This is a genomic window from Pseudonocardia sp. TMWB2A, assembly GCF_017312135.1.
The window spans coordinates 1760148-1780463 of the sequence record NZ_QKQY01000002.1 but is presented as its reverse complement, the minus strand read 5'-3'; the positions used below and the strand labels follow the sequence as shown (position 1 = coordinate 1780463).

Genomic DNA, 20316 nt, shown 5'->3' with positions numbered 1-20316 from the left:
CGGGTCCCGCTCTGGTCGAGAGGGGGGACGGACCCGGGATCACTCACCACGGCGGCCTTCCTGGTGCGACGGCGTCTCGCGTCCCGAGGGGATCGGGGCGCGGCCCCAGCCTACTGCCGGAACGCGGGAGCGGGCCCGGCCTCCGGTACGTGACACATGTCGACGTACCGGGGACCGGGCCCGTACCCGTGGTGTCCGGAGCGGATCAGCCGAGGGTGACCGGGCCGAGGCCCGGCAGCAGCGGCGGGATGGTGATCGGCGGCAGCAGGCGGTCCTGCTCCGACGAGGACTCCGACGAGCTGCCCGACCCGCTGTCGGAGGTGGTCGAGCCACCCCCGTTCAGCAGCGGCAGCCCGCCGCCCTGCTGCGAGGACCCCGAGGTGGTCGGGGCCTGCGAGGTCGAGGTCGCCGGACCGGAGGTCGGCGACGGCGACGGCGTGCCGGTCGCGGTCTCCGACGGCGTCACCGGCGCGGACTGCTCGACGGCCTGCGCCGAGGACGGCCCGCCCGCGGTGCGGCACTCGCCGGGGACCGGGCCGAGGTCGTCGACGGTGCCGCCGCTGTCCGCGGCGCAGCCGGTGCCGGCCCGCAGTGCCTCGGCCCGGGACAGCACCCGGTCCAGCAGGCGGATCGCCTCCGAGGTCTCCCCGCGGCTCTCGGCGGGCAGGTCGGACTGCAGACGGGTGATGCGCCCGGACTGGGCGGCCGCCCAGGTCCGCAGCTCGGCCAGGCGCGAGGTGTCCGCGCCGTCGGTGCCCGCGCCGGTCAGCATCAGCCTGCTGCCGGTGCTGGTGGCCCGGTCGAAGTCGCCCATCGCGGACGCGACCGCGTCCGGCGACGGCGGCGTGGACCGTGCGACCAGGCTCTCCAGCTCGTCGACCCGGGAGCGGGCCAGGTCGAGCTGGCGGGCGGCCTCGGCCTGCTGGCCGACGGTGAACACCCCGCCGACGCTCTCGCTGGCGCGCTTCATGCCGTACATCGCGTCGCCGGGCAGGGCGTCGCGGCTGGCGGTCGAGGTCACGCCGGCGATCACCGCGAGCGCGGCGAACCCGCCGACGACGACGCCGAAGCGCTTGCGCACGCTCGGGCGGCGGCGGTCCAGCATCCGGGCGCCGGACTGCGCCGGGCGGGCGGAGTCGTCGCGGCCGGGGCCGGCCTCGGCGTCGCGGGCCGGTCCGGCCGGGGCGCCCACCTGCTCCGGGTGGTCCGGGTGGTCCGACGGCAGCACGTGGCGGCCGCGGCGCGGACGGCTGCTGCGACCGGTCGGGTCGTCCGCGGCCGGGGCGTGCTCGCCGGCGGCGCGGCGGTTGGACACCGCGTCCCAGTCGAGGTCGTCGGCGATCGGCGGGCCGATCGGCGCGGTGAGGTCGGCCTGGTCGACGCGGTCGAACCGGTCGCCGAACGGGGAGCCGCCGGACTGCTGTCCGACGCCCTCCTGGGCGAGCACCTCGAACAGCCGGGCCCGCATCCGGGCCGAGGCGTGCGGATCGGGCGAGAGATCACGCCGCGAACGGTCCAGCGCGGCGGCCAGCGCGATCTCGTGCGCCAGCTCCTCCGATGCAGGGGCACCCGCCGGCGCACGGTCGAAACCGTCGTCGCCGGGGTACCCGTCGTCCCATGCCCTGGGCATGCCGTCCGTCCTCACTGCAGTCTCGCGCTGCTCGTCGGCGCGTGTGGCGCCGTCAGTGCACGCCGGTCTGTACAACGACCGACTGCGGACGAGGTTACGGCCTTCCAACCGTTCACCGCATCGAGTAGTGCGTTCGGCGCAGTGATCGACACACCCTCTCGCGTTCCGGCTGATCCGGCGGCAGACCCGCTCACCGCAGACCGTCCGGGAGGAGCTGCGCGAGACGACGCACCGCGCGGTGCTGCAGCGCCTTGACCGCACCCTCGTTGCGGTCCATCAGCTCGGCGGTCTCGGCGACCGACAGGCCCTTGAGGAACCGGTACTGGATGCATTCGCGCTGGTCGGAGTTGAGCTTGGCGATCGAGGCCAGCAGCTCGTCGTTGGTGGCCATGTCGAGCACCTGCTGCTCGGGACCACCGGTGCTGGGCGACAGCTCGACGATCTCCGAGGTCGTCTGCTCCAGCCGGAACCGGCTGGACTTGACGTAGTCGAAGATCAGGTTCCGGGCGATGGTGACGAACCAGGCCCCGATGTCGCGGCCCTGGTAGCTGACCGAGGAGATCCGCCGCAGGGCGCGGACGAACGTCTCCTGCGTCACGTCCTCGGCGAAGGACCGGTCGCCCATCCGGAACAGCACGTACCGGTAGACGACGTCGTGGTAGCGCTCGTAGAGCTCGCCGAACGCGGCCGCGTCGCCGGCCTGGCAGGCCTCGACCAGGGCCCAGGAGCTGTTCGCGTCCTCGACGGCGCGGGCGGCCTCGTCGGCCGGGTCGGCCTCCGGGCGCTGCAGCTCCTGCGAGATCTGCGGTGCCTGTCGTGGCATCGGCATGTCCTGCTCGGTACGGCCGGGCGGACCCGACCGGGTGGTCCGGCCGTCCGGGCGGTGTAGGGCGGGGCCTGCGGGGTACGTGGGGGGAGCGTCGACCAGGGGAGCGGACGCGATCGGCCCCGTCGGCTGGGACGGTGCAGAGGTCGCTGAAGTCACGGACACCTCCCCGTCCGGCTGGGGGCGGACGGTGTCGGGTCTGTCCTGGCCGGGTTCGGGGGCCCGGGTCGGACGGACGGTCTCGGGGATGGTCTCGGAGCGCTGCTGTCGGAGCAGGCGGTGCGGTCGCATCGGCCGGGTCATGGATCCCGGGGGGTCGGACGGGGTACGGCTCGGCGGGCGACCCGGCCGGCGGGGACCGCCGGCGCGTCCCGCGCGGCGCGGCGCGGTGTGCGCCGTGGCGCGCTGGCGTCGAGCTGCATGCCACTCCCTCGGGTGAGTCGCGCGACGAACCGGCGGTTCACGCGTTGAACTTCATGTAGCGGCGGAGCATAGACGTCTGTCGAGTGGCGCAACGCACTCGCCGCCTCTCGTCGCGTGCCGTTCCGGCGAGCGGCCCGATACGCGCGGTGGACGAACTGTGCGCGAAGCGTGTCCGAATCGACACGTGGCGTGCACAGCGGTGAGCGGTCCCTCGGAACACGACGGCCGCGGCCGGGTTTGGAACACTGGCGGCGACGCGTGCCGACGAGCCGACCCCGCCCCGGCGGGGTCCGAGGATGGAGACCGCCGTGCCGAGTTCCGACCCCGTGCCGGGCCACCGTCCCGACCGGCCCACCCACCTCTCCGACCTGGTGGCGCGCAACGCCTCCGAGCGTCCGGGGCACGACGCCGTCCGTGACCTGTCCGGCGCCGCACCGCTCACCCTGACCTGGTCGGCGTTCGACGCCGCGGTCTCCGCCGAGGCCGCCCGGCTGCGTGCGGCGGGCGTCCGCCACGGCGACCGGGTCGCGATCGGCCTGCCCGACGGCGCCGACTACTGCGTGGCGCTGTTCGGCGCGCTGCGGGCCGACGCGGTCGTCGTACCGTTCGGCGCGGGCTCGGTGACCCGCGAGCTGGAGGTCGTGCTCGACCAGGCCCGGCCGGTCGCGGTCGTCGCCCGGCCCGACGACGCCGTCGCGGCCGGCTGCGCCGAGGGTGTCGGCGCGACGCTGCTGGGCCCCCCGGACCTGGCCGCCCCGGTCCCGGACGCCCCGGTCGACCGGGCCCCCGCCGACCCCGAGCGGATCGCGCTGGTCGTGTTCACCTCCGGCACCACCGGGCGCCCGCGCGGGGTGCAGCTGTCGCACCGCGCGCTGCTGGCCAACCGCGAGCAGGCGGGTGCGCTCCGCCCGGCGCCGGTCAACGGGGTCGACCGGGTCCTGCTGGCGCTGCCCCTGTTCCACGTCTACGGCCTCGCCGCCGGGCTGCTGCAGGTCTGCTGGACCGGCGCGACCGTCGTGCTGCCCGGCCGGTTCTCCCCGGACCGGCTGGCCGAGACGGTCGTCGAGGAGCGGGTCAGCGTCGTCGCCGGGGTGCCGTCGATGTTCCGGATGCTGCTCGACCTCGGGCCCGAGCGGCTGCGCGCCGCGATGGCCGGGGTGCGGCTGTGCACCTCCGGCGGGGCGCCGCTGCCCGCGGGCTGGCTCGCGGACTTCCGCGCGGCGAGCGGGCTGGACCTGCACGAGGGCTACGGCCTCACCGAGGGCGGGCCCGTCGTCACCAGCAACGACCTGGGCCGACCGGCCAAGCCCGGCTCGGTCGGGCAGGTGTTGCCCGGCGTCGAGCTGCGCCTGGTCGACGCCGACGGGCAGCCGATGGAGCGCAGGCCCGCGCCGGAGCCCGAGCCGCGCGGCGAGGACCCGCTGGACGACCTGGACTACGACGACGGCTCCGACCCGTCCGACGACACCGGGCTGATCGCGGTGCGCGGGCCGAACCTGTTCTCCGGCTACTGGCCCGACGGCTCCGGCGGCCCCGGCGAGGACGGCTGGTTCGTCACCGCCGACGTCGGCTACCTCGACACCGACGGCGACCTGCACCTCGTCGACCGGTCCTCGGACCTGGTCATCGTCAACGGCTTCAACGTCTACCCGCGCGAGGTGGAGCAGGTCGTCGCCGAGCTGGACGCGGTGGCCGAGGTCGCCGTCGTCGGGGTGCCCGACGACCGGACCGGCGCCGCGGTCAAGGCGGTGGTCGTGCCGGTCGCGGGCGCCGAGCTCACCGAGGAGACGGTCGCCGCTCACTGCGCGGCCCGGCTCGCCCGGTTCAAGCGGCCCGCGGTCGTCGCCTTCGCCGACGAGCTGCCCCGCACCCCGACGGGCAAGATCGCCCGAAGGACACTGGCGAGGATGTGAGATGCGGGTACGACTGCTGACCCGGGTGGGCTGCCACCTGTGCGACGACGCCGCCGAGGTGCTGGCCCGGGTGTGCGCCGAGACGGGCACCGGCTGGGACACCGTCGACGTCGACTCCGACGACGAGCTGCGCGCCGAGTACGGCGACCAGGTGCCGGTGGTGCTGCTCGACGGCCGTGAGCACGACTCGTTCCGGGTCGACGAGGAGCGCCTGCGCGCGGACCTGGCCCGGCCGTGAGCCCGGCCCCCGACGGTCCGGCCGGCGGGGCCCCGGACGCGGACCCCGCGCCGGTCCGCACCGCACCGGCCGCCCGTACCGCCCTGGCCGGGCTCGCCGCGGCCGCCCTGGGCGTCGGCGCGGGGCAGGCGCTCGCGCTGCTGGTCGCCCCGGCCGCGGGGCCGGTGAACGCCGTCGCCGAGCAGGTCGTGGCACTCACCCCGCCCGCGCTGGCCGGCGCGGCGACCGTCGGGGCCGGGATCGGCAGCCGCTACACCGTCGTCGCCGGGGTGCTCGTGGTCCTGGCCCTGGCCGCGGCCGGGCTCGGGGCGCTGTCGCGCCGCTCGCCGTGGCCGGGGGCGTGGGGGCTCGCGGCGCTCGGGCTGCTGGGTGTCGTCGCCGCGGCGACGGCGTCGGGAGCCGGTCAGCTCGACATGGTCCCGGCGGGTGCCGCGGCCGTCGTCGCGGTGACGGTCTTCCGGAAGCTGCACGCGCTGGCGGCCCGGATCCCCGTCCCGACCGCGGCCGGGACGCTGCCCGACGGGCGGCCCGTCCGGTCGTCGCTGACCCGGCGGCGGTTCCTGCGCACCACCGCGCTGGCGGGGGCGGGCGGGGTCGTGCTGGGCACCGGGGCCGCGGTCGCCGCGCCCCTGCTGCCCTCGGGCCGGATCGGGCCCGAACGCGACGCGCTGACCGCCCGGATCCGGGCGCTCGCCGCGCAGGGCCGCATCGCGCCCGCCCCGGCACTGCCCGCCGGGGCCCAGGTGCCGGGCGCGGCCGCGTTCACCACCGCCGTCGACGACTTCTACCGGATCGACACCGCGCTGCGGGTCCCGTCGGTCGACCCGGCGTCGTGGAGCCTGCGGGTGCACGGGCGGGTCGGGCGCGAGCTCACCCTCACCCTCGACGACCTGCTGGCCCGTCCGCTCGTCGAACGCTGGGTGACGATGGCGTGCGTCTCCAACGACGTCGGCGGCGACCTCGTGTCCACCACCCGGTTCACCGGGGTGGAGCTCGCGCCGCTGCTCGCGGCCGCCGCGCCCGACCCGGCGGCGGACCAGGCACTGTCCACCTCCACCGACGGCTGGACGGCGGGCAGCCCGTCGTCGCTGCTGCTCGACCCCGCCCGCGGCGCGCTGCTCGCGGTCGCGATGGCCGGACCGGACGGCCCGGTCGCGCTGCCGCCCGAGCACGGCTTCCCGGTGCGGATCGTCGTCCCCGGGCTCTACGGCTACGTCTCGGCCACCAAGTGGGTCACCGACATCGAGTTCACGACGTTCGCCGCCCGCACCGACTACTGGCGCGACCGCGGGTGGGCGCCGCCCGGGCCGATGGAGACCGCCGCGCGGATCGAGTCGCCCGCCTCGTACGCGAGCGTGCCCGCCGGCCGGGTCGTGGTCACCGGCTCCGCCTGGGCGGTGCCCCGGGGGATCCGCCGGGTCGAGGTCGGGGTGCAGGACGGGGGTGCGGCCGGGTCCTGGGTCACCGCGGAGCTCGCGCCGGTGCCGTCCGGCGGGGCCACCTGGCGTCAGTGGCGCGCCGAGCTGGACCTGCCGCCGGGCGGGTACACCCTGGTGTGCCGCGCCACCGACGGCGACGGCGTCGTCCAGACCTCCGAGCGCCGCTCCCCGCTGCCGGGCGCGGCGACCGGCTGGCCGACCCGCACCGTCACCGTGACCTGAGTGACCGTGACCTGAGCCTCGTCGCGCCGTCCCGGGCGGAGAGGTGTGTCACGGGCGGTCGCGAGGTATGCGTGACGGTGGTGTCGTGGAGGACGACGTGGCGCTCGTCGCACGACGAGCGGTTCCTGCCCGTCGATCACCGGTAGCTCCAGGTCAGGGGCCCCGGTCGAGCACGGAGAGGACCAAGATCGCAACTTTGTGCGTGCCTTCACAAGCGGCTACCGTGGGTTCCCGTCGCCGGACCCGGTGGCACGGTGCCCCCGCGGCGCCGAGGACGCCGGGCCTCGTCCGTCCGCAGCCCGACCGGCCCGTCCGGCCGGTTCGCGGGCGTGCCACGAGCGCGCCGACGACCGGCACCTGCACACCCCCGACCGGAGCACGCCCAGTTTCGATGACCGACCGCTCGCGGACAAGCCCCCGCGAGCAGGAGCGGGCACCGGGACCCCGGCCGCCCGCGACCGACGCCCGAGGAGGACGGCCCGTGACCCTGCCGCCCGAGTCCGGTGCCGCCGCGCCCGACGGCAACGGCGAGCGCCCCGCGCGCCCGGTGCCGGAGGCCACCGTGTCCCGGCTCGCGGTGTACCTGCGGGTGCTCGGCGAGCTGCGCGAGGCCGGCGTCGAGACGGTGTCGTCCGAGGAGCTCGCCGGTGCCTCCGGGGTCAACTCGGCCAAGCTCCGCAAGGACCTGTCCTACCTGGGGTCCTACGGCGTGCGCGGCGTCGGCTACGACGTCACCTCGCTGCAGGGACGGCTGCAGGGCGAGCTGGGCATGGACCACCGGCAGTCGGTCGCGCTGGTCGGCGTCGGCAACCTGGGCCACGCCCTGGCCGGCTACACCGGCTTCGCCGGCCGCGGCTTCCCGGTCAGCACCCTGTTCGACGTCGACGACGACCTCGTCGGCAGCGAGATCAACGGCATCCGGGTGCGGCACGTGCGCGAGATCCCCGAGGTGTGCGCCGGTGGCGGCGTCACCATCGGGATGATCGCGACGCCGGGCCCGGCGGCCCAGAAGGTCTGCGACCTGCTCGTGGCGGCCGGTGTGCAGTCCATCCTCAACTTCGCTCCGGTGCTGCTGACGGTCCCGGACGACGTCGAGGTCCGCAAGGTCGACCTGTCGGTCGAGCTGCAGGTCCTCGCGTTCCACGTGGCGCGACGGCACACCGGTGCCGCCGCGGTGACGGACAAGACGAACGAATCGGTGGTGTCGTAGAGCCATGAGCGTCCTCGTGGTCGGCCTGTCGCACCGCAGCGCGCCGGTCGAGGTGCTGGAGCGCCTCGCGGTCGCTCCGGGTGACGTGCCCAAGCTGCTCGAGGAGATGCTCGACCGCACGCACGTCGAGGAGGCGGTCGTCCTCTCCACGTGCAACCGGATCGAGATCTGCGCGGTCGTGGACGCGTTCCACGGCGGCCTCGGCGACGTCACCGACGTCCTCGGCACCCACGCCGGGTTCCCCATCGGCGAGCTGTCCGAGCACCTGTTCGTGCACTACGCGGGCTCCGCGGTCCAGCACCTGTTCGCGCTGGCGGCGGGCCTGGACTCGATGGTGGTCGGCGAGTCGCAGATCCTCGGCCAGCTGCGCGGCGCCTACGCGGCCGCGGACGCCGCGGGCGCCGTCGGCAAGGTCCTGCACGAGCTGGTGCAGCAGGCACTGCGCGTCGGCAAGCGGGTGCACGCCGGGACCGGCATCGACGAGGCGGGCGCCTCGGTGGTGTCCGAGGCCCTGCGCGACGCCGACCGTGAGCTCGGCGGCGTCGGCCTGGGCGGGACCCGCGCCGTGATCGTCGGCGCCGGGGCGATGGGCGCGCTGGCCGCCGCGCACCTGCGTCGTGCCGGGGCGGGCGAGATCGTCGTGCTGAACCGCTCGGCCGAGCGCGGCGAGCGGCTCGTGGAGAAGGTCCTCGAGCACGCCGAGCAGGGCACCACCGCGCGCTACGCGCCGATGGAGTCCCTGGCCGACGAGCTGCGCGACGCCGACCTGATGCTGGCCTGCACCGGCGCGATCGGGCACGTCGTCGACGTGGCCCCGGTCGCCGAGGCGCTGACCGGCCGCACCTCACCTTTGGTCGTGTGCGACCTGGGCCTGCCGCGTGACGTCGACCCGGCCGTCGGCGAGCTGTCCGGCGTGCGCATGGTCGACCTCATCACCCTGCAGCGTCGGCTGCTCGACACCGCCGACGGCGGCTCCGTCGCCGCGGCCCAGACGATGGTCGACGCCGAGGCCCAGCAGTACCTGGCCGGGCAGCGCTCGGCCGAGGTCACGCCGACGGTCACCGCGCTGCGCCGGCGCGCCTCGGAGGTCGTCGACGCCGAGCTGCTGCGCCTGGACTCCCGGCTGCCCGACCTGGACGGCCACGTCCGCGAGGAGCTCTCGCGGACCGTCCGCCGCGTCGTCGACAAGCTGCTGCACACGCCCACGGTCCAGGTGAAGCGCCTGGCCGAGGGCCCGGACGGGGACAGCTACGCCGCGGCGCTGCGCACCCTGTTCGAGCTCGACCCGCAGGCCGCCGCCGCGGTCGCCGCCCCGGTCCGGGGCGCCGACGCCAGCGTCGACGGCGGCGACGTCACCGCCGCCCTGCGCTTCGGCGACCCCACCGCGCCGTTCGACGCCACCCCGTCGATCGGGTCCCGTCCCCCGGAGCAGATCTCGTGAGCGTCCTGAAGATCGGCACCCGGCCGTCGAAGCTGGCGGTCGCGCAGTCCACCACCGTGGCCGACCGGCTCGTCGCCGCGGGCCACCCGTGCGAGCTGGTCACCATCTCCACCAGCGGTGACCGCTCGTCGGCGCCGATCCCGCAGATCGGGGTGGGGGTGTTCGTCTCGCAGCTGCGCGACGCGCTCTACGCCGGCGAGATCGACGTCGCGGTGCACTCGTACAAGGACCTGCCGAGCGCGCAGCCCGAGGGGCTCACGATCGCGGCGATCCCGGAGCGCGAGGACGTCCGCGACGCGCTGGTCACCGGCGGTCGTGTGCTCGGCGAGCTGGGCCGTGGTGCCCGCGTCGGGACGGGGTCCCCGCGCCGGACCGTGCAGCTGCACGCGCTCGGCCAGGGCCTGGAGGTGCTGCCGATCCGCGGCAACGTGGACACCCGGATCGGGAAGGTGCGGTCGGGTGAGCTGGACGCGGTGGTCGTGGCCGCCGCCGGGCTGCGCAGGCTGGGCCGCATCGACGAGGCGGACGAGCTGATCGACCCGCTGCAGATGCTGCCCGCCCCCGCCCAGGGTGCGCTGGCGATCGAGTGCCGCACCGCCGACACCGACCTGGTGTCGGTGCTGGCCGCGGTGCTGGACGACAGCGGCGTGCGCTTCGCCGTCACCGCCGAGCGTGCGGTGCTGGCGGGCCTGGAGGCCGAGTGCACGACCCCCGTCGGGGCGCTCGCCGAGGTCGTCTCCGACCTCGACGACGACGGCCGGGCGGTCGACCGCCTGTCGCTGCGCGGTGCGCTGGGGATCGGGGACATCGCGGGGGGCGACGTGGTGCGCGCCTCCGCCACCGGAGACATGGACGACGCAGAGAAGATCGGGGCCGCGGTCGCCCTCGAGCTTCTCGACCTGGGAGCCGAGGACCTGCCCCCCGCAGGTCCCGGTGGTCCCGCCAACCGCTGATTCGGGAGTTTCTTCAATGACAGGACCTGCCAACACCTCGGGGCGGATCGCCTTCGTGGGCAGCGGACCGGGGGACCCGGCGCTGCTCACCGTGCGCGCCCGGGACGTGCTCGCCGGCTCGCCGCTGGTCATCACCGACCCGGACGTGCCCGAGGGCATCCTCGCCCTGGCCGCGGACGGCGCCGAGGTGCGCCCGGCCGTCGGCCAGCCCGCCGACATCGCGAGCGACCTGCTCACCGAGGCGGGCCAGGGCCGCTCGGTGGCCCGGCTGGTCTCCGGTGACCCGCTGACCAACGACGCCGTCGTCGCCGAGGCGATGGCCGTGTCCGCCTCGGGCACGCCGTTCGACGTCGTCCCCGGCGTCCCGTCCTCGACCGCGGTCCCGGCCTACGCCGGTGTCGCGCTCGGGTCGGCGCACGTCGAGGCCGACGTCCGCGCGGGCGTCGACTGGGCCGCGCTGGCCGCGAGCCCGGGCCCGGTCGTGCTGCACGCGACGAGCGCGCTGCTCGGCGACGTCGCCGCCGGTCTGACCGCCCAGGGCGTCCCGGACGAGACGCCGGTCGCGATCACCGCGGGCGGCACCACCTCCACCCAGCGGACCATCTCGTCGTCGGTCGGGCGGATCGCCGCCGACGGCGGTGACCTCGAGGGCGCCCTCGTCCTGACCGTCGGCGAGGCCGCCGGTCGTCGCGGCGAGCTGTCCTGGTGGGAGTCGCGCGCGCTCTACGGCTGGCGGGTCCTGGTGCCGCGCACCAAGGACCAGGCCGGCGTGATGAGCGAGCGGCTGCGGATGCACGGCGCCATCCCGGAGGAGGTGCCGACGATCGCCGTCGAGCCGCCCCGGTCGCCCGCGCAGATGGAGCGCTCGGTCAAGGGCCTCGTCGACGGCCGCTACCAGTGGGTCGTGTTCACCTCGACCAACGCGGTCAAGGCCGTCTGGGAGAAGTTCCACGAGTTCGGCCTCGACGCCCGCGCCTTCTCCGGTGTGAAGATCGCCTGCGTCGGCCGCTCGACCGCGGAGAAGGTCCGCGAGTTCGGCATCGAGCCCGAGCTCGTCCCGGACATCGACGAGGCCCAGTCCTCGACGTCCGAGGGCCTGCTGGACATCTTCCCGCCGCACGACGACGTGCTCGACCCGGTCGACCGGGTGCTGCTCCCGCGCGCCGACATCGCCACCGAGACGCTGTCGGCCGGGCTGCAGGAGCGCGGCTGGGAGGTCGACGACGTGACGGCCTACCGGACCGTCCGGGCCGCCCCGCCGCCCGCGCCGATCCGTGAGGCGATCAAGACCGGCGGCTTCGATGCGGTGTGTTTCACCTCGTCGTCGACGGTGCGGAACCTGGTCGGCATCGCCGGCAAGCCGCACGCCCGGACCCTGGTCGCCTGCATCGGCCCGGCCACCGCGGAGACCGCGCGCGAGTTCGGCCTGCGGGTCGACGTGCAGCCGGAGGAGGCCCGCGTCCCGACCCTGGTCGACGCGCTGGCCAGCCACACCGCGAAGCTGCGCGCCGAGGGCAACCTGCCGCCGCCGAAGAAGGTGAAGGCGCGCCGCCGCTGAGCCCTGCTCCCGTCGGGCCCCGTACCGCCTCCCGAGGTGGTGCGGGGCCGACGTGTGTCCGGGGCGGTCGTAGCCTGGTCCGCATGGGTTTCCCGGCGCAGCGTCCCCGACGGTTGCGGACCACCCCCGCGATGCGGCGGCTGGTCTCCGAGACCGAGGTCCGTCCGCGGCAGCTGGTGCTGCCGATGTTCGTCCGTGAGGGCGCGACGGAGCCGGTCCCGATCGGCTCGATGCCGGGGGTCGTCCAGCACACCCGCGACTCGCTGCGCAAGGCGGCCGCGGAGGCGGCGGCCGCGGGCGTCGGCGGCGTGATGCTGTTCGGGGTCCCCGAGCACCACGACGCGACCGGCTCCGGCGCCGTCGACCCGGACGGGATCCTCAACGTCGGCCTGCGCGACGTGCGCTCCGAGGTCGGCGACGACCTGGTCGTCATGTCCGACCTGTGCCTCGACGAGTTCACCGACCACGGGCACTGCGGCGTGCTGGACGCCGACGGCGGCGTCGACAACGACGCGACGCTGGAGATCTACGCCCGGATGGGCGTGGAGCAGGCCCGCGCGGGCGCCCACCTCGTCGGCCCCAGCGGGATGATGGACGGCCAGGTCGGCGTCATCCGCGCCGCGCTCGACGAGGCCGGGTTCACCGACACCGGCATCCTCGCCTACACCGCCAAGTACGCCTCGGCGTTCTACGGGCCCTTCCGCGAGGCGGTGAACTCGCAGCTGAAGGGCGACCGCAAGACCTACCAGCAGGACGGCGGCAACGCCCGCGAGGCGCTGCGCGAGCTGGCACTCGACCTCGACGAGGGTGCCGACATGGTGATGGTCAAGCCCGCCCTGGCCTACCTGGACATCCTGGCCCGGGTGGCCGACGTCGCCGACGTGCCCGTCGCGGCGTACCAGATCTCCGGGGAGTACGCGATGGTCGAGGCCGCCGTCGCCCGGGGCTGGCTCGAGCGCGAGCGGACCATCATGGAGACGCTGACCTCGATCCGCCGCGCGGGTGCGGACGTGATCCTGACCTACTGGGCCACCGAGGCCGCGACCTGGCTCGACCGGGGCTGACCCCGCCCACCCGGGGTCGGCGGCACGCCCATCCGGGACGGTGTTCACGGAGACCGTTCACGCGGTGACGGGTTTCCGCGGAGAAGAGCGGCGCCGGGTGGCGACCCCCCGGGGCCCCCTGCTCGTGAATTCGCTTACCGGGTAAGCGAATTCGCCGCACTCCCTGTGGGGCCTCGACGAGACCGGGGTCCGACGCCGCGTCCCGGAGGGGAACGGCATCGCGGGGCCCGGCCGGACCCGGCCGTGTGGTGCCGGTCGGTCGCTCGGTGAGGGGTGAATCGCGGCGCCGGGTACCGCCGAACGTGGCAAACCGGACACCGGCACGGCTACCGTGGAGGTCGTGAGCAGCAACCCCGGACAGCACGACGCCCCGCAGTACTACCGGCCCGGGCCGTCGACGGGGCGCTACCCGCAGTACCCGCAGAACCCGTACCCCCACGGCTGGCACGGCGGCGCCACGCCGCCGGCGCCGTCGCAGCAGACACCCGCCGCGCCCGCGCCGCAGCCGGGCACCACCGCGCAGCCGGGCGCCGCGCCGCAGCCGGGGCCCGGTCAGCAGGCCGGGCAGGGCCCGCAGTGGAACACCGCGCCGGGCTGGGGGCCGCCCCCGGCGGGGCTCGGCAGCGGGCCGCAGGGACGTCCGGCCCGTCCGCGTCAGGTGGTCACCGCGCTGGTCGCGCTGATCGCGGCGGCACTGCCGTTCGTGGTCATGGGCATCGGCGCGATGTTCGCGACGATCAACGACGCGGTCCTCAACGACACCGGGCTCCCGCGTGCCGACATCGACGCCGCGCTGGCCCAGACCGGTCTGACGATGGACCAGCTCACCCAGTTCGTGCGGGTGATGGGCGGGGTCTTCCTCGTCCTGGCGCTGGTGTGGATCGCGCTGGCCGTCGTCGCGTTCCTCGGGGCCGGTGGCGCCCGGATCGCGCTGGCCGTGCTGGCCGGCGTCTACGGGATCCCGCTCCTGCTGCTCATGGCGCCGACGATCCCGCTGTTCGCGGTGCTCGTCGTGGCGCTGTCCGTCGCCGGGGTCGCGCTGCTGTTCGGACGCCCGGCGAAGGAGTGGTACGCCACCCGCAAGCTCGGGGCCGCGAGCCGGTCCTGACACCGGCTGCGAGACTGGGGACGTGAGCACCGGAAGCGCAGGGACCGCCGTGAGCAACCCGGAACCGAAGGAGTCCGCCCGCCTCTTCGAGCGGGCGACCGAGCTGATCCCCGGCGGGGTGAACTCCCCGGTACGGGCGTTCAACTCGGTCGGCGGCACCCCGCGGTTCATGGTCTCGGGTGAGGGCTGCCGCCTCACCGACGCCGACGGCGCCACCTACGTCGACCTCGTCTCCTCCTGGGGGCCGATGATCCTGGGGCACGCGCACCCGGCCGTCGTCGAGGCGGTGCGGTCCGCGGCGTCGCAGGGGCTGTCGTTCGGCACGCCGACCCCGGGCGAGATCGACCTCGCCGCCGAGATCGTCGACCGGACCCCGGTCGAGCAGGTCCGGCTGGTCAACTCGGGCACCGAGGCGACGATGAGCGCCATCCGGCTCGCCCGGGGCATCACCGGTCGCACGGTGATCGTGAAGTTCTCCGGCTGCTACCACGGCCACGTCGACGCGCTGCTCGCCGACGCCGGCTCCGGGATCGCCACCCTCGGCCTGCCGACGAGCCCGGGCGTCACCGGCGCCCAGGCCGCCGACACTGTGGTCCTGCCCTACAACGACCTCGACGCCGTCCGCCAGGTCTTCGAGCAGCGCGGCGCCGACATCGCCTGCGTGATCACCGAGGCCGCCGCGGGCAACATGGGCGTGGTCCCGCCCGTCGAGGGCTTCAACGCCGGGCTGCGCGACCTGTGCCACGCGCACGGCGCGCTGCTGGTGATCGACGAGGTGATGACCGGGTTCCGCGCGTCGCGGCAGGGCTGGTTCGGCTGCGACGGCGTCGCGGGCGACCTCTACACCTTCGGCAAGGTCATGTCCGGCGGGCTGCCCGCGGCCGCGTTCGGCGGGTCGGCGCAGCACATGTCGTACCTGGCCCCGGCCGGGCCGGTCTACCAGGCGGGCACGCTGGCCGGGAACCCCGTCGCCGTCGCCGCCGGGCTCACCACGCTGCGCCACGCCGACGACGCCGCCTACGTCACCCTGCAGGCCAACGCCGACCGGATCGGTGCGCTGGTCACCGCGGCGCTGGAGCGGGAGGGCGTCGCGCACACCCTGCAGTACGCGGGCACGATGTTCTCGCCGTTCTTCACCGACACCCCGGTCACCGGCTACGCCGGGGCCAAGGCCGCCGAGACCTGGCGCTACCCGGCGTTCTTCCACGCGATGCTCGACCACGGCGTCTACCTGCCCCCGAGCGCCTTCGAGGGCTGGTTCGTCTCCACCGCGCTGGACGACGAGGCGTTCGAGCGGATCGAGACCGGCCTGGCCGCAGCCGCGCGGGCCGCGGCCTCCGCCACCCGCCCGGACGGGGCCTGAGCATGGGTGACCGGACCAGCCCGCCCGCCTCGGGACCGGTGACCGTGGTGCACGTGCTGCGCCACGGCGAGGTGCACAACCCCGAGGGCGTCCTCTACGGCCGCATCCCCGGCTACCACCTGTCCGACCACGGCCGGGCCCAGGCCAAGACCGTCGCCGCGTACCTCGACGGCAACGACGTCGCCGCCGTCGTCGCGTCGCCGCTGCAGCGCGCCCAGGAGACCGCACGCCCGATCGCGGACGCCCACGGCGTCGACATCCACACCGACGAGGGCCTGATCGAGTCCGGCAACCTCTTCGAGGGCAAGCGGTTCGGCGTCGGCGACGGCGCGCTCAAGCGCCCGCAGGTGTGGCGGCTGCTGCGCGACCCGTTCACCCCGTCCTGGGGCGAGCAGTACCTCGCGATCGCGCACCGGATGCTCGGCGCCGTGCACGCCGCGCGGGCGCTCGCACCCGGCCGCGAGATCGTGTGCGTGTCCCACCAGCTGCCGATCTGGACGCTGCGCCGCTACCTGATGGGCCAGCGGCTCTGGCACGACCCGCGCCGCCGCCAGTGCGCGCTCGCCTCGCTGACCAGCATCGAGTTCACCGGTACCCGGATGACCGGGCTGAGCTACGCCGAGCCGGCCGGCCCGAGCGGCGCGATGGTGACCGGGGCATGAGACGCCTGCTGCCCGCCCTGCTCGGGCTGCTGCTCGTCGCCGGGTGCGGCGTCGGCCGCGACGCCGCGGGCGGGGGACCCGGCCAGGACTTCCAGTTCGTCGCCCCGGGCGGCCAGGTGCGCATCACCTACGACCCGCCGGAGAGCCGTCAGCCGATCACCGACCTGCGCGGCGAGAGCCTGCTGCGCGAGGGCACCCAGGTCGGCATCGGCGACTTCCCCGACACGGTGCGGGTCATCAACATCTGGGGCTCCTGGTGCGGCCCGTGCCGGACCGAGGCCCCCGAGCTGCAGGCCGTGGCCGAGGCGGCCCGGGGCAAGGCCGTCGTCCTCGGGATCGACGTCCGCGACGACCGGCAGGCCGCCCTGGACTTCGTGACCGACCGCGGCATCACCTACGACTCGATCTACGACGCGCCCGGCCGCACCCTGGCCCGGCTCGACGGCTACCCGCGCAACGTCGTGCCCTCGACGATCGTGCTCGACCGCGACGCCCGGGTGGCCGCGGTGTTCCTGGTCCCGGTCGGGAGCTCGGACCTGCTGCCGCTCATCACCCGGCTCGCCGCCGAGCCGAGGTCCGGTTCGTCCCGCTGACCCCGGGTGACCGCGCGGTCGCGCCCCGCCCGGTGAACTACACGCTGTAGAACCCGCCGCGCGGCACCCCGAGCAGGGCTTCTACCCTGGGATGCGATGGACGCGACGACGACGCTGGCGATCTCGGGGCCGCTGCTGCTCGCAGTGCTGGTCTCGGTCGCCGCCGGGCTGGTGAGCTTCGCGTCGCCGTGCGTCGTCCCGCTGGTCCCCGGCTACCTCGCCTACCTCGCGGGGCTCGTCGGCGCGCAGTCCCCGCCGGTCACCCCGGCCGAGGCCACCGAGCGCGCCGCCGCCCGCCGGGGCCCGACCGCGACCGCGCCCGAGGACGGCGTCCAGAACGGCGTCGCGGGTGCCGCCGCCGTGACCGCCGCACCGGTCCGGGACGACGGCCGCTGGCGGGTCGCCGGGGCCGCGCTGCTGTTCGTCGGCGGGTTCACCGTCGTGTTCGGCGCGATCATGGTCGGCGTCGTGTGGCTGTCCGACGTCCTCATCGACAACGAGGCGCTGCTGCAGCGCATCGGCGGCGTCGTGATGATCGTGATGGGGCTGGCGTTCGCCGGTGCCATCCCCGCGCTGCAGCGCGAGTACCGCTCGCACTGGACGCCGCGGGTCGGTCTCGCGGGCGCCCCGCTGCTGGGCGCGGTCTTCGGCCTGGGCTGGGTGCCCTGCATCGGGCCGACGCTGGCCGGGGTCGTCGCCGTCGCCGCCGGTACCGGGGGCGGCTCGGTGCGCGGGATCGTGCTGATCCTGGCCTACTGCGCCGGGCTCGGGATCCCGTTCGTGCTGATCGCGCTGGGCGCGACCCGTGCGGTGCGCGCGCTGGGCTGGCTGCGCCGCCACACCCGGGCGGTGCAGATCGCCGGGGGAGTGCTGCTGGTCCTCGTCGGGGCGCTGCTGGTCTCCGGTCTGTGGTCCCAGTGGCTGGTCAAGCTGCAGGTGTCGATCGCCGGATTCACCCCGCCGATCTGATGAGCTCCCCGCCCGACGCCCCGCCGCAGCCGTCCGTGTCGACACCGGACGGCGTGCCCCCGTCGTCGCCGCGGCCCGGGCCGCTCGCCCGCGTGCTGGCGTTCCTGCGCAACACCTGGCGCGGGCTGACCAGCATGCGCACCGCGCTGGTCCTGCTGTTCCTCCTCGCGCTGGCCGCGATGCCCGGGGCCCTGCTGCCGCAGCGGTCGCTGAACGCGTTCCTCGTCGAGGACTTCTACCGCGACAACCCCGCCATCGCGCCGGTGATCGACGCGGTCGGCGGGTTCGAGGTGTTCGCGAGCCCGTGGTTCGCCGCCATCTACCTGCTGCTGATGATCTCGCTGGTCGGCTGCGTGTTCCCGCGCACCGGCGAGTACCTGCGCTCGGTCCGTCAGCCCCCGGTCATGACGCCGCGCAACCTGGCACGGCTGCCGCACCACGCCGAGGGCGACACGACCGCGGGCGTCGACGACGGGCTGGCCAGGGCGCGGCGGCTGCTGCGCGGCTGGCGCACCGTGGAGCGCACCGAGGACGACGGCTCCCGCACGATCTCGGCGGAGAAGGGGTTCCTGCGCGAGACCGGCAACCTCGTCTTCCACCTCAGCCTGATCGGCATCCTGCTCGGCCTGGCCGGCGGCAAGATGTACGGCTACGAGGGCGACGTCATCGTCCGCGCCGACGGCAGCGAGTTCTGCAACAGCTCCATCCTCGGCTACGACAGCTTCCGCGCCGGGCTGCGCGTCGACGGCACCGACCTCAACGACTTCTGCGTGAAGGTCGACCGGTTCGACGGCACCTGGCTGCCGAACGGCCAGCCGTCGACCTTCGGCGCCTCGGTCGGGTTCCAGACCGGGCAGGACGTCCGCGACGGCGTCAGCACCTGGCGCCCCGACGAGATCGCGGTCAACCACCCGCTGCGCACCGACGGCGACCGCGTCTACCTGACCGGCTACGGCTACGCGCCGGAGTTCACGGTGACCTGGCCGGACGGGCAGAGCCGCACCGGTGAGGTGCAGTGGCGCCCGGTCGACCAGTCCGGCACCCAGCTGTCGGAGGGGGCGACGAAGTTCGAGCGCCCCGGCATCACCGACCCGGAGCAGCGGCGCACCACGCAGCTCGCCGTCACCGGGACCTTCGCACCGACCGGCGCGGTCGACCCCGAGGGCAAGCTGGTGTCGGTGCACCCGGACCTGCGCTCGCCGACCGCCGACGTCGACGTGCTCCTCGGCGACCTCGGCATCGACGACGGCCGCGGCCAGTCGATCTTCAGCGTCGACCAGAGCAAGATCGACGACGGCGAGCTGCGCTCCGTCAGGACGGCGCGGCTCGGGATCGGCGACACCACACGGCTGCCGGACGGCACGGTCGTCCGGTTCGACGGCGTCACCCCGTGGGTGAACCTGCAGGTGGGCCACGACCCCGGCCAGTCCTGGGTGCTGGCCGCGGCGGTGCTGATGGTCGGCGGCCTCGCGCTGTCGCTGTCGGTCACGCGCCGCCGGTTCTGGGTGCGGGTGTCCCCGCGCGACGGCGGGGGCGGTCACATCGCCCTCGGTGGTCTGGCCCGGACCGACCGGGCAGGCTACGGCGAGGAGTTCGACCGGCTCGCGACCGAGCTGCTCGACCCGACGGACAAGAAGGACGGTTAACCCGAGATGCTCGTCGACCCGATCACCGCGATGTGGAGCGACCGCCTGTTCCAGGCGACGCTCGTCGTGCTGCTGCTGGCGCTGGTGTTCGCGTCGCTGGAGTACGCGGCCCGGCGCGTCGCGCGGGCCGCGGCCCGCGCGGAGGAGCCCGCCCCGGTGGGGGCCGGGTCCACGGCGGTCGCGGCGCCCGAGGAGCCCCCGTCCGACGACGGCCGCCGCTCCCGTGCCGACCGCTACGGCCGGATCGGCATCTCGCTGATGGTGCTGGCGGCCCTGACCCACCTCGGGTCGATCGTGCTGCGCGGCTTCGCCGCCTACCGGTGGCCGCTGGGCAACATGTACGAGTTCACCTCGGCGCTGTGCCTGATGGCGGTCGGGGCGTGGCTGGTGCTCGTGCGCCGGCACCCGGGTCTGCGTCCGGCCGGGGTGTTCGTGCTGACGCCGGTCGTGCTGCTCATGTTCGTCACCGGCACCGTGCTCTACCTCGACGCCGCGCCGGTCGTCCCGGCCCTGCAGTCGTACTGGATCATCATCCACGTCACGACGATCACGCTGGCCTCCGGCCTGCTGCTCGTGCCCGGTGTGGCGAGCCTGCTGTTCCTGGTCAAGCGGAACGGGAAGCCGGCGTCGTGGGCCGCGAAGCTGCCGTCGGCGGAGTCCCTCGACCGGCTGGCGTACCGCGTGACGGTGCTCGCGTTCCCGCTCTACACCTTCGGCATCATCACCGGCGCGGTGTGGGCCGAGGCGGCCTGGGGCCGGTTCTGGGGCTGGGACCCGAAGGAGACCGTGGCCTTCGTCGCGTGGGTGCTCTACGCCGCCTACCTGCACGCCCGGGCCACCGCGGGGTGGAAGAACTCCGGTGCCGCGGCCTGGATCAACACGGCCGGCTTCGCCACGATCGTGTTCAACCTGTTCTTCATCAACATGGTGGTGGCCGGACTGCACTCGTACGCGGGGGTGTGAGGCGCCTCGACCACCGGGTTCCGCGCGGCTACCGTCGTTTCCCGTGAGTGAGAACGGTTCCGGCGAGCAGCCCGACGGGTCGGTGGGCCGCTACG

17 protein-coding genes are annotated in these 20316 nt (G+C 75.0%); 15 read left to right on the top strand and 2 right to left on the bottom strand.

The annotated features are described in order from the left end of the window. Nucleotides 1–205 precede the first annotated feature (205 nt). Nucleotides 206–1630, bottom strand: coding sequence for a DUF5667 domain-containing protein (locus tag DMP17_RS22890; protein ID WP_208818936.1), 1425 nt, complete (start codon nucleotides 1628–1630; stop codon nucleotides 206–208). A gap of 190 nt (nucleotides 1631–1820) precedes the next feature. After that, nucleotides 1821–2459, bottom strand: coding sequence for a sigma-70 family RNA polymerase sigma factor (locus tag DMP17_RS22885; RefSeq protein ID WP_062398051.1), 639 nt, complete (start codon nucleotides 2457–2459; stop codon nucleotides 1821–1823). Between the two features lie 728 nt (nucleotides 2460–3187). On the opposite strand from DMP17_RS22885, the gene DMP17_RS22880 reads away from it, so the two are divergent. From DMP17_RS22880 to ccsB, 15 genes are all read left to right on the top strand, one after another. Then, nucleotides 3188–4792, top strand: coding sequence for a class I adenylate-forming enzyme family protein (locus DMP17_RS22880; protein WP_337830538.1), 1605 nt, complete (start codon nucleotides 3188–3190; stop codon nucleotides 4790–4792). Nucleotide 4793: 1 nt separating this feature from the next. Next, on the top strand, nucleotides 4794–5030 hold the full coding sequence (locus DMP17_RS22875; RefSeq protein ID WP_073576570.1) for a glutaredoxin family protein: 237 nt from the start codon (nucleotides 4794–4796) through the stop codon (nucleotides 5028–5030). After that, the gene (locus DMP17_RS22870; protein ID WP_337830537.1) at nucleotides 5027–6691 is read left to right on the top strand and encodes a molybdopterin-dependent oxidoreductase; all 1665 of its coding nucleotides are present in this window, start codon (nucleotides 5027–5029) and stop codon (nucleotides 6689–6691) included. The genes DMP17_RS22875 and DMP17_RS22870 overlap by 4 nt, the downstream gene beginning before the upstream one ends. A 481-nt stretch (nucleotides 6692–7172) precedes the next feature. Next, on the top strand, nucleotides 7173–7901 hold the full coding sequence (locus DMP17_RS22865) for a redox-sensing transcriptional repressor Rex (protein WP_062403813.1): 729 nt from the start codon (nucleotides 7173–7175) through the stop codon (nucleotides 7899–7901). 4 nt (nucleotides 7902–7905) lie between these two features. Beyond that, nucleotides 7906–9342 (top strand): glutamyl-tRNA reductase, encoded by a 1437-nt coding sequence (locus DMP17_RS22860; RefSeq protein ID WP_337830536.1) that lies wholly within the window; start codon nucleotides 7906–7908, stop codon nucleotides 9340–9342. Further along, nucleotides 9339–10295, top strand: coding sequence for a hydroxymethylbilane synthase (gene hemC, locus DMP17_RS22855; protein ID WP_178375913.1), 957 nt, complete (start codon nucleotides 9339–9341; stop codon nucleotides 10293–10295). The genes DMP17_RS22860 and hemC overlap by 4 nt, the downstream gene beginning before the upstream one ends. Before the next feature lie 16 nt (nucleotides 10296–10311). After that, nucleotides 10312–11853, top strand: coding sequence for a uroporphyrinogen-III synthase (locus DMP17_RS22850; protein ID WP_226353938.1), 1542 nt, complete (start codon nucleotides 10312–10314; stop codon nucleotides 11851–11853). Nucleotides 11854–11936: 83 nt separating this feature from the next. Then, the gene (gene hemB / locus DMP17_RS22845) at nucleotides 11937–12917 is read left to right on the top strand and encodes a porphobilinogen synthase (protein WP_226353937.1); all 981 of its coding nucleotides are present in this window, start codon (nucleotides 11937–11939) and stop codon (nucleotides 12915–12917) included. Nucleotides 12918–13257: 340 nt separating this feature from the next. Beyond that, complete coding sequence (locus DMP17_RS22840) at nucleotides 13258–14025, top strand: hypothetical protein (protein WP_226353936.1); 768 nt, start codon at nucleotides 13258–13260, stop codon at nucleotides 14023–14025. 49 nt (nucleotides 14026–14074) lie between these two features. After that, entirely contained in the window at nucleotides 14075–15388 is a 1314-nt protein-coding gene (gene hemL, locus DMP17_RS22835; protein ID WP_226353935.1) for a glutamate-1-semialdehyde 2,1-aminomutase, read from the top strand. Nucleotides 15389–15390: 2 nt separating this feature from the next. Then, nucleotides 15391–16050, top strand: a complete 660-nt coding sequence (locus tag DMP17_RS22830) for a histidine phosphatase family protein (protein WP_337830535.1) — start codon at nucleotides 15391–15393, stop codon at nucleotides 16048–16050. Then, the gene (locus DMP17_RS22825; protein ID WP_337830534.1) at nucleotides 16047–16643 is read left to right on the top strand and encodes a TlpA family protein disulfide reductase; all 597 of its coding nucleotides are present in this window, start codon (nucleotides 16047–16049) and stop codon (nucleotides 16641–16643) included. The genes DMP17_RS22830 and DMP17_RS22825 overlap by 4 nt, the downstream gene beginning before the upstream one ends. A 96-nt stretch (nucleotides 16644–16739) precedes the next feature. Beyond that, entirely contained in the window at nucleotides 16740–17612 is an 873-nt protein-coding gene (locus DMP17_RS22820; RefSeq protein ID WP_337830533.1) for a cytochrome c biogenesis CcdA family protein, read from the top strand. Further along, nucleotides 17612–19258, top strand: a complete 1647-nt coding sequence (gene resB, locus DMP17_RS22815) for a cytochrome c biogenesis protein ResB (protein ID WP_226353932.1) — start codon at nucleotides 17612–17614, stop codon at nucleotides 19256–19258. Before DMP17_RS22820 ends, resB begins: the two co-directional genes overlap by 1 nt. A gap of 6 nt (nucleotides 19259–19264) precedes the next feature. Next, nucleotides 19265–20221: a c-type cytochrome biogenesis protein CcsB gene (gene ccsB, locus DMP17_RS22810; RefSeq protein WP_226353931.1), complete on the top strand. Its 957-nt coding sequence runs from the start codon at nucleotides 19265–19267 to the stop codon at nucleotides 20219–20221. Nucleotides 20222–20316 lie beyond the last annotated feature (95 nt).